The following is a 7,864-nucleotide window of genomic DNA, read 5'->3' as shown; positions in this document are numbered from 1 at the left end:
CTCGCGGCGCTCGCGCAGCGGCGCTGGCCCGCGTCGCACGCGGCGATCGTCGTGCATCTGCAGACGCTGATCGCCGCGCGCCGCTTTGCCGAGGCGCAGATGCTCGCGCGGGCGCAGGCGAGCGCCGATCCCGATCAGCCGGACTGGTGGGACTATCTTGCGAAGGCGAGCGACGGCATGGGCGACGTGCTCGCGCGGCGCCGCGCGCTGGCGGAGAAGCTCGCGCTGGACGGCGCGTGGCCGTCGGCGATTCGCCAGTTGAAGGAGGCGCGCGATGCGAAGAACGTGTCGTTCTACGACCAGTCGATCATCGGCGAGCGACTGCTGGAATTCGAGGCGCGCTACAAGGAAGAGCGCGAAGACGACAAGAACGGGCGCGGCTAGCGGTTAGCGGCGAGCGCGTGCGCGATGTACGCGCCGCGAACGCCGGCCGCGCTGATGAACGCGACGACGAACGCAGCGACGATCGCGCTCAGCGCCCGGCCTCGCCCGCGTTGCCGGCTTCGCTCGCGCGTCGGGCCGGGCTCGTGACGAAGCCGAACCGAGCCGGCACGTCGGTGCCCGCGATCTGCCCGAGCGGCAGCAGCCGAGCGTCGCGCCAGCGCAGCACGGGTGGCGTCGCGTCGAGGTCCGCGCGATCGGCGAACAGCGCGAGGTCGTGGTCGTGCAGCGCGGCGACGCGCGGCCGCGTGCCGGCTTCGACGAACAACACGCCGCCCGCATCGTCGAGCCATGCCTCGTCGGGCTCGAACGGCGCGCCGGTGTGATCGGTCAGCGACAGCTGTCCGTCGCGCTCGGCGAGCCGCACGATCCACGGCGTATACGCGAGCTCGACGTACACGCGCTGCGGCCCGTTCTGGAAAAACCACTGGCCGTGCGCGTCGCACTCGTAGTTGCGTCCGATGAAAGCAATCAGCGCGGCATGGCGGATCGGCGAACCGAGTTCGCCGGCAGCCTGCGCGGCCTCGTCGCGCAGCCGCCACGTGCCGCGCCGGTCGAGCAGCAGCCAGCCCGTGCAGTGCGGCACGTTCGGCCATTTCGCGAGCGCCTGCTTGACGATGTCATCCATGGTCGACGAATTTGGAGCAATAGCCGAACACGCGCACCGACAGCCAGTCGAGGCGGCCGGGGAACGGACCGGTCATGAATCCCGCGTGGCCGCCGTGCGCGGGCTGGTCGAGCTCGACGGCCGGCGACACGTCGGCCGGGCCCGGCAGCGCCGATTCGGGCAGGAAAGGATCGTTGCGCGCATTGAGAATCAGCGTCGGCACGTCGATCGCGGGCAGCAGCGGGCGCGTGGTCGCCTGCGTCCAGTAGTCGTTCGCATTCGCGAAACCGTGCAGCGGCGCGGTCACGACCTCGTCGAAGTCGTACATCGTCACCGCGCGCAGCATCGCGTCGCGGTCGAACAGCCCCGGATACTGCTCGAGCTTCAGGAGCGCCTTGCGTTTCAGCGTCTTCAGGAAGCTGCGCGTGTATACCATCGCGAAGCCCTGCGACAACGCGCGGCCGCCCGCATGCACGTCGATCGGCGTCGAGATCGCGGCGGCGGCCCGTACGATCGACGTGTCGCTGCGGTGCTCGCCGAGCCAGCGCAGCAGCACGTTGCCGCCGAGCGACACGCCGGCCGCGACGATCGGCCCGCGATGCTGCGCCGCGAGCCGGCGCAGGATCCAGTCGACTTCGGCGCTGTCGGCGAGATGATAGAAGCGTGGCTGCCGGTTCAGTTCGCCGCTGCAGCTGCGAAAGTGCGGCACGACGCCGTGCCAGCCCTTCGCGCGCGCGGCGGCCATCATCGCGAGCGCGTAATGGGAGCCTGAGCTGCCTTCGAGGCCGTGGAACAGCACGAACAGCGGCGCGTCCGGCGGCGGCGCGGCGCTATCGAGATGCGCGACCCAGTCGAGGTCGATGAAATCGTGATCGGGCGTTTCCCAGCGCTCGCGCCGGTACGCGACGACCGGCCGGCGCGCGAACAGCGCAGGCACGATCGTCTGCACGTGGCTGTTCGGCAGCCAGCGCGGTGCGCGATAGCGCAGCAGATTGTCGTCGTCGGGGGCCTGCGGCCCGGTCAGCGGCGATGTGGGCGGTGAAGCCGTACTCATGATCGCCCCGCGTTCTTCGTTTATTCGTCAGTGCAGCGGGCCCTGCCCGTGACGGATCTTGGCGGCGAACTGCCCGGCCGCCTGCTCGGGAATCGGGCTCGCGTGGATATGCGCGATGCGCCACTCGCCGCGTTCGTGAATCATCACGTACGTCGCAAAAACCATGTCGGGATCGGCCGTCAGGTCGGCTTGCTGGTGTGCTTCGGCGATCGTGTAGACGACCGTGCCGAGGCTGTCGTAGACGCGGATGTCGAGCGGCTCGATCGTCACCGGACGCGTCGCGAGCCGCGTGCCGAGCCCGCTGCGGATCTGGTCGAGCCCATGCAGATGCTCGCCGTCGGCCCACACGCAGCTGGCGAAATCCTCGTCGATCCACAACGCCAGCAGCGCGTCGAGATTGGCATCGGCGACGGCCTGGTAGTAGGCGTTGAGCGTATCGGCGGCGGCTTCGAAAAGGCGGGCAAAACGTGGCATCGGGGTTATCTCTCGCGCGCGTCGCGCGCCGTATTCAGCACGGCGGCCCGGGTGGGGCCGCCGCGCACCGGTGAATCGGATTGCCCGGCGCGCCGGGCGACGCCGCCGGTCAAGGTCAGCGCTGCCCGACGAGCATGCCGCGCAAATCGCCGAATACCTGTTCGGGGCCGAGTTCGCGCAGACAATTCAGGTGGCCGAGCGGGCACTCGCGCTCGAAACAGGGACTGCATTCGAGATGCAGCCATTGTACCTTCGCCAGGTCCGACAGCGGAGGAGTGTGGCGCGGATCGGTCGACCCGTACACCGCGACGAGCGGCCGGCGCAGCGCGGCGGCGACGTGCATCAGCCCCGAATCGTTCGTGACGACGGCATTCGCGCGTGCGATCAGCGCGCACGCCTCGGAGAGCGAGGTCTGCCCGCAGAGATTGCGCACGTTCGGCGCGTGATCGGCGATCGCCTGCGCGGCCGCCGCGTCCTTCTGCGAGCCGAGCGCGACGATCTGGGTATACGGGAACGACTGGTGGACGATCGTCGCGAGCGTCGCGAAATGCTCGGGCGGCCAGCGCTTGGCCGGCCCGTATTCCGCGCCCGGGCAGAACACGACGAGCGGCTTGCGCGTATCGAGATTGAAGCGCGCGGAGACGCGCGCCGTCTCGTTCAGGTCCGCGTCGAGGCGCGGCGGCGGCAGCGTCTTCATCGACTCGGGCAGCTTCGCGCCCGGCACGTACGCGAGCGCCGCGTAGTGCGTCGTCATCGGCGGCCGTTCGGCGGACTTGTCGGGGTTCGCGTGACGCACGTTCAAGAGCCCGTAGCGGTGCTCGCCCGTGTAGCCGATGCGCAGCGGAATGTTCGCGAGCCACGGAATCACCGCCGATTTCAGCGAATTCGGCAGCACGTAGGCGGCGTCGTAGCCGACGTCGCGCAGATCGCTCGCGAGCTGCCAGCGGCGCAGCAGCTGCAGCTTGCCGTGCGCGAGATCGGTCGCGTAGACATCGTGGATCTCGGGCATCCGTTCGAGCACCGGCGCGACCCAGGTGGGCGCGACGGCATCGATCGCGATGCGGGGATGGAGTTTCTTCAGCAGCGCAAAGAGCGGCTGCGCCATCAATGCGTCACCGATCCAGTTCGGTGCGATAACCAGCGCTCGACGCATCAGGTCGATTTCCGATGTCGTAATGAAACGCGCCGCGCGAGCGCCGCGTTCGGGTTGCCAGATAGGGAAACGGCGGCGTGCCGGAACAAGCCCGGCTGCGCCGCCTCGTGGATAGCGCGGGCCCGCAGGCCCGATGCGCTCAGTGGCCCTTGACCACCTCGCCGTCGCGCAGCTTGTAGCGCGTGCCGCAGTACGGGCAGCGCGCTTCGCCGTGCGACACGTCGATGAACACGCGCGGATGGGCGTTCCAGCGCGTCATGGCGGGATTCGGGCAGTAGGCGGGGAGGTCCTTCGCCGCCAGCTCGACCAGCGGCATTTCCTTGATTTCACTCATGAGACTTTCTCTTGTCACTCTTCTTGGTGGGGCGGTCGGGGCGTGCGCTCTCAGACCTTGGTCAGCCAGTGCGCGTACTTCGCGTTCTTGCCCGACACGATATCGAAAAACGCCGATTGCAGCTTTTCGGTGACGGGGCCGCGCGCGCCGCTGCCGATCGTGCGGTTGTCGAGTTCGCGGATCGGCGTGACTTCGGCGGCCGTGCCGGTGAAGAACGCTTCGTCGGCCGTATACACCTCGTCGCGCGTGATGCGCTTCTCGATGACTTCGATGCCGGCGTCCTTCGCGAGCGTGATGATCGTGTCGCGCGTGATGCCGTCGAGGCACGACGACAGATCGGGCGTGTACAGCTTGCCGCGGTTCACGAGGAAGAAGTTCTCGCCGGAGCCTTCGGACACGTAGCCGTCGACGTCGAGCAGCAGCGCTTCGTCGTAGCCGTCGGCCGTCGCTTCCTGGTTCGCGAGGATCGAGTTCACGTACCAGCCGGACGCCTTCGCGCGCACCATCGACACGTTCACGTGATGGCGCGTGAACGACGACGTCTTCACGCGGATGCCCTTCGCGAGGCCGTCCTCGCCGAGGTAGGCGCCCCACGGCCAGGCGGCGATCGCGACGTGGATCGTGTTGCCCTTCGCCGACACGCCGAGCTTTTCCGAGCCGACCCAGATGATCGGGCGCAGGTAGCACGACTCGAGCTTGTTCTCGCGCACGACTTCGCGCTGCGCGGCTTCCAGCGTTTCCTGGTCGAACGGCACGTCCATCTGGAAGATCTTCGCGGAATTCAGCAGACGTTTCGTGTGCTCGGGCAGACGGAAGATCGCGGTGCTGCCGTCGGCCGTCTTGTATGCGCGCACGCCCTCGAAGACGCCCATGCCGTAGTGCAGCGTGTGGGTCAGAACGTGGATCGTGGCGTCGCGCCAGTCGATCAGCTTGCCGTCCATCCAGATCTTGCCGTCGCGGTCGGCCATTGACATAGGATTCTCCTGGGATGCGGTTGTGTGCAGCGTTGAGCCGGAAAGACGCTTATTTTAGCGTCATTTGGGGGCGGGCCGGTCGGTCGGCGCAGGTGCGGCGCTATAATCGTCCGGCACCGATTCCAATAACGACGGGCCGTGCCGGCAGGAGGCGCCGGGGTCCGACGAACTGCCCGCCGCGGCCGCTTTCCATGCTCGCTCGATTGTCCCCGACCGACCGCTTCGCCCTGATCCAGGGTGCGCGCGACTATTCCCCGACGCTGATGGCGATCCTGTCTTGGGGGCTCGTCACCGGCATCGCGATGAGCCAGTCGGTCATGACGCTCGGGCAGGCGAGCGCGATGTCGCTGCTCGTCTATGCGGGCTCGTCGCAGCTCGCCGTGCTGCCGCTGCTCGCCGCGAAGCTGCCGATCTGGACGGTGCTGCTCACCGCCGCGATGGTCAACATGCGCTTCGTGATCTTCAGCGCCGGTCTCGCTCCCCATTTTTCCTATCTGCCGCTGTGGCGCCGTCTCGCGATCGGCTATTTCAACGGCGACGTGATCTATCTGCTGTTCCAGAAGCAGGGCTTCGCGAACGGCCACGTGCCGGGCAAGGAAGCGTACTTCTGGGGGATGGCGCTCGCGAGCTGGGTGTCGTGGCAGGTGTCGTCGCTCGCCGGCATCCTGCTCGCGAGCTTCTTCCCCGCCAGCTGGGGGCTCGAACTCGCCGGCACGCTCGCGCTGATTCCGATCATGGTGTCGGCGGTCGCGAACCGCTCGACACTCGCGGCGGTCGCCGTCGCCGGCATCGTGTCGCTCGTCGCGTTCGACCTGCCGTACCGGCTCGCCTTGCCCATCGCGGTGCTCGCCGCGCTCGCGGCCGGCTGCACGGCCGACTGGTTCGTCGAGCGCGCCGACTGGCGCCGCATCCGCACCGAGACGGTGCGCAACGAGGAGGTCGAATGAGCGCGGCGGAAATCTGGATCGTGATCGTCGGGATGACGATCGTCACGGCCGTCACGCGCGCGCTGTTCCTGATCGGCGGCGAGCGCACCGTCCTGCCCGAACGCGCGCAGCGCGCGCTGCGCTATGCGCCGGCCGCCGCACTCGTCGCGGTCGTGCTGCCCGACGTGCTCGAAACGCCGGCCGGCCTGTCGTTCGCGCTGTCGAATCATCCGTTTTACGCGGCGCTCGCCGGCCTCGGCTGGTTCCTGTGGCGGCGCAGCATGCTCGGTACGATCGTCGTCGGCATGGTCGTGTTCACGGTGCTGCGGCTCGTCGTCTGAGGGCCGCCCGGCGGGGTGGCGGCGTCGCAACGGCGGCCGCTGCTATCTATGATGCAGCGCAGTATCGCGCGTGTCGCGGCACGCGATCCCAAATAGGCGGAATTCGCCGCCGCACGAGCCAGTGTGCGGGATGGATCGGCTAGAATGCCCGTTCGAGATTTTTTACCCGTGCGCGTCATGCGGAGCCGCCAGCCACGGCCGCATCCGGCGCCCTTTCGCGGCAGCCCGCGCACGTCCGGCGTACCCCTTTCCCCATCCACTACTTCAATCAGTCCAACATGAGCCAAGTCAAGCGTCTTACCGACCTGATCGCCGCCGGCCAGCTCGCCGGCAAGCGTGTGTTCATCCGCGCCGACCTGAACGTCCCGCAGGACGATCACGGCAACATCACCGAAGACACGCGCGTGCGCGCCTCGGTGCCGGCCATCAAGGCGGCGCTCGAGGCCGGCGCGGCGGTGATGGTCACGTCGCACCTCGGCCGTCCGACCGAAGGCGAGTTCAAGCCGGAAGACTCGCTCGCGCCGGTCGCGAAGCGCCTGTCCGAGCTGCTCGGCCGCGACGTGCCGCTCGTCGCGAACTGGGTCGAGAACGGCGTGAACGTCGCGCCGGGCGAGGTCGTGCTGCTCGAGAACTGCCGCGTCAACAAGGGCGAGAAGAAGAATTCGGACGAGCTCGCGCAAAAAATGGCGAAGCTCTGCGACGTGTACGTGAACGACGCGTTCGGCACCGCGCACCGCGCGGAGGCCACCACGCACGGGATCGCGAAATACGCGCCGGTCGCGTGCGCGGGCCCGCTGCTTGCTGCGGAACTCGACGCGCTCGGCAAGGCGCTCGGCAATCCGGCGCGGCCGCTCGTTGCGATCGTCGCGGGTTCGAAGGTGTCGACCAAGCTGACGATCCTGAAGTCGCTGGCCGAAAAGGTCGATCAGCTGATCGTCGGCGGCGGGATCGCGAACACGTTCATGCTCGCGGCCGGCCTGTCGATCGGCAAGTCGCTCGCCGAACCGGATCTCGTCGACGAGGCCAAGGCGATCATCGACGAAGCGCGCAAGCGCGGCGCGTCGGTGCCGATCCCGACCGACGTCGTGACCGCGAAGGAATTCTCGCCGACGGCCGCAGCGACCGTGAAGCCCGTCGCCGACATCGAAGCCGACGACATGATCCTCGACATCGGCCCGGACACGGCAAAGGCGCTCGCGAGCCAGCTCGAGAAGGCCGGCACGATCGTCTGGAACGGGCCGGTCGGCGTGTTCGAGTTCGACCAGTTCGGCAACGGCACGAAGACGCTTGCCGAAGCGATCGCGAAGTCGTCCGCGTTCTCGATCGCAGGCGGCGGCGACACGCTCGCGGCCATCGCGAAGTACGGCATCCACGACCAGGTCAGCTACATCTCGACGGGCGGCGGCGCCTTCCTCGAGTTCCTCGAAGGGAAGAAGCTGCCGGCAGTGGAAGTGCTCGAAACGCGGGCGGCCTGAGCGTGGCGGCGCGCGCAGGGGCGACGAAGGCCGCGCGCTCCGCGAAAGCGGAGCCGGCGGCCGGCGCGGGCAAGCGCAAACGCGC

Annotated in this window: 9 protein-coding genes and 1 pseudogene; 4 read left to right on the top strand and 6 right to left on the bottom strand. The window is 68.3% G+C overall.

Going from position 1 to position 7,864, the window contains the following annotated elements:
• Nucleotides 1–384 (top strand): annotated as a pseudogene (locus tag HMPREF3115_RS18190) (M48 family peptidase); the annotation flags it as partial.
• Between the two features lie 88 nt (nt 385–472).
• Here the strand turns inward: HMPREF3115_RS18190 and HMPREF3115_RS18185 are convergent.
• The 6 genes from HMPREF3115_RS18185 to HMPREF3115_RS18160 all read right to left on the bottom strand — a co-directional run bounded on the left by HMPREF3115_RS18185 (nt 473) and on the right by HMPREF3115_RS18160 (nt 5,037).
• Nucleotides 473–1,069: a DUF2946 family protein gene (locus HMPREF3115_RS18185; RefSeq protein WP_006406497.1), complete on the bottom strand. Its 597-nt coding sequence runs from the start codon at nt 1,067–1,069 to the stop codon at nt 473–475.
• A complete protein-coding gene (locus HMPREF3115_RS18180) occupies nt 1,062–2,102 on the bottom strand; it encodes a hydrolase (RefSeq protein ID WP_070555514.1) in 1,041 nt (346 codons plus the stop codon). Before HMPREF3115_RS18180 ends, HMPREF3115_RS18185 begins: the two co-directional genes overlap by 8 nt.
• Nucleotides 2,103–2,129: 27 nt before the next feature.
• Nucleotides 2,130–2,576: a nuclear transport factor 2 family protein gene (locus tag HMPREF3115_RS18175; protein WP_006398400.1), complete on the bottom strand. Its 447-nt coding sequence runs from the start codon at nt 2,574–2,576 to the stop codon at nt 2,130–2,132.
• Nucleotides 2,577–2,691: 115 nt separating this feature from the next.
• Nucleotides 2,692–3,729, bottom strand: coding sequence for a lipopolysaccharide heptosyltransferase II (gene waaF / locus HMPREF3115_RS18170; protein WP_053296876.1), 1,038 nt, complete (start codon nt 3,727–3,729; stop codon nt 2,692–2,694).
• A gap of 139 nt (nt 3,730–3,868) precedes the next feature.
• Nucleotides 3,869–4,063, bottom strand: coding sequence for a zinc-finger domain-containing protein (locus HMPREF3115_RS18165; protein ID WP_006398402.1), 195 nt, complete (start codon nt 4,061–4,063; stop codon nt 3,869–3,871).
• Nucleotides 4,064–4,113: 50 nt separating this feature from the next.
• Complete coding sequence (locus HMPREF3115_RS18160) at nt 4,114–5,037, bottom strand: branched-chain amino acid transaminase (protein ID WP_006398403.1); 924 nt, start codon at nt 5,035–5,037, stop codon at nt 4,114–4,116.
• A 191-nt stretch (nt 5,038–5,228) separates the two neighbouring features.
• Here HMPREF3115_RS18160 and HMPREF3115_RS18155 point away from each other — a divergent pair, with 191 nt between their 5' ends.
• The 3 genes from HMPREF3115_RS18155 (at nt 5,229) to HMPREF3115_RS18145 (ending at nt 7,779) form a co-directional block, all read left to right on the top strand.
• The gene (locus HMPREF3115_RS18155) at nt 5,229–5,984 is read left to right on the top strand and encodes an AzlC family ABC transporter permease (protein WP_006398404.1); all 756 of its coding nucleotides are present in this window, start codon (nt 5,229–5,231) and stop codon (nt 5,982–5,984) included.
• The gene (locus tag HMPREF3115_RS18150; RefSeq protein ID WP_006398405.1) at nt 5,981–6,304 is read left to right on the top strand and encodes an AzlD domain-containing protein; all 324 of its coding nucleotides are present in this window, start codon (nt 5,981–5,983) and stop codon (nt 6,302–6,304) included. Before HMPREF3115_RS18155 ends, HMPREF3115_RS18150 begins: the two co-directional genes overlap by 4 nt.
• A 278-nt stretch (nt 6,305–6,582) precedes the next feature.
• Complete coding sequence (locus tag HMPREF3115_RS18145) at nt 6,583–7,779, top strand: phosphoglycerate kinase (RefSeq protein ID WP_006406492.1); 1,197 nt, start codon at nt 6,583–6,585, stop codon at nt 7,777–7,779.
• Nucleotides 7,780–7,864 lie beyond the last annotated feature (85 nt).

The organism is Burkholderia sp. HMSC10F09 (genome assembly GCF_001806955.1).
Lineage (GTDB): Bacteria > Pseudomonadota > Gammaproteobacteria > Burkholderiales > Burkholderiaceae > Burkholderia > Burkholderia multivorans.
This window is presented reverse-complemented; position numbering and strand designations above follow the sequence as displayed.

What these genes read in the sequence shown, in the direction of transcription:
- HMPREF3115_RS18155 (WP_006398404.1), top strand. Translation starts at nt 5,229, where the DNA reads ATGCTCGCTCGATTGTCCCCGACCGACCGCTTCGCCCTGATCCAGGGT.
- HMPREF3115_RS18175 (WP_006398400.1), bottom strand. Translation starts at nt 2,576, where the DNA reads ATGCCACGTTTTGCCCGCCTTTTCGAAGCCGCCGCCGATACGCTCAAC.
- HMPREF3115_RS18165 (WP_006398402.1), bottom strand. Translation starts at nt 4,063, where the DNA reads ATGAGTGAAATCAAGGAAATGCCGCTGGTCGAGCTGGCGGCGAAGGAC.
- HMPREF3115_RS18185 (WP_006406497.1), bottom strand. Translation starts at nt 1,069, where the DNA reads ATGGATGACATCGTCAAGCAGGCGCTCGCGAAATGGCCGAACGTGCCG.
- waaF (WP_053296876.1), bottom strand. Translation starts at nt 3,729, where the DNA reads ATGCGTCGAGCGCTGGTTATCGCACCGAACTGGATCGGTGACGCATTG.
- HMPREF3115_RS18150 (WP_006398405.1), top strand. Translation starts at nt 5,981, where the DNA reads ATGAGCGCGGCGGAAATCTGGATCGTGATCGTCGGGATGACGATCGTC.
- HMPREF3115_RS18160 (WP_006398403.1), bottom strand. Translation starts at nt 5,037, where the DNA reads ATGTCAATGGCCGACCGCGACGGCAAGATCTGGATGGACGGCAAGCTG.
- HMPREF3115_RS18145 (WP_006406492.1), top strand. Translation starts at nt 6,583, where the DNA reads ATGAGCCAAGTCAAGCGTCTTACCGACCTGATCGCCGCCGGCCAGCTC.
- HMPREF3115_RS18180 (WP_070555514.1), bottom strand. Translation starts at nt 2,102, where the DNA reads ATGAGTACGGCTTCACCGCCCACATCGCCGCTGACCGGGCCGCAGGCC.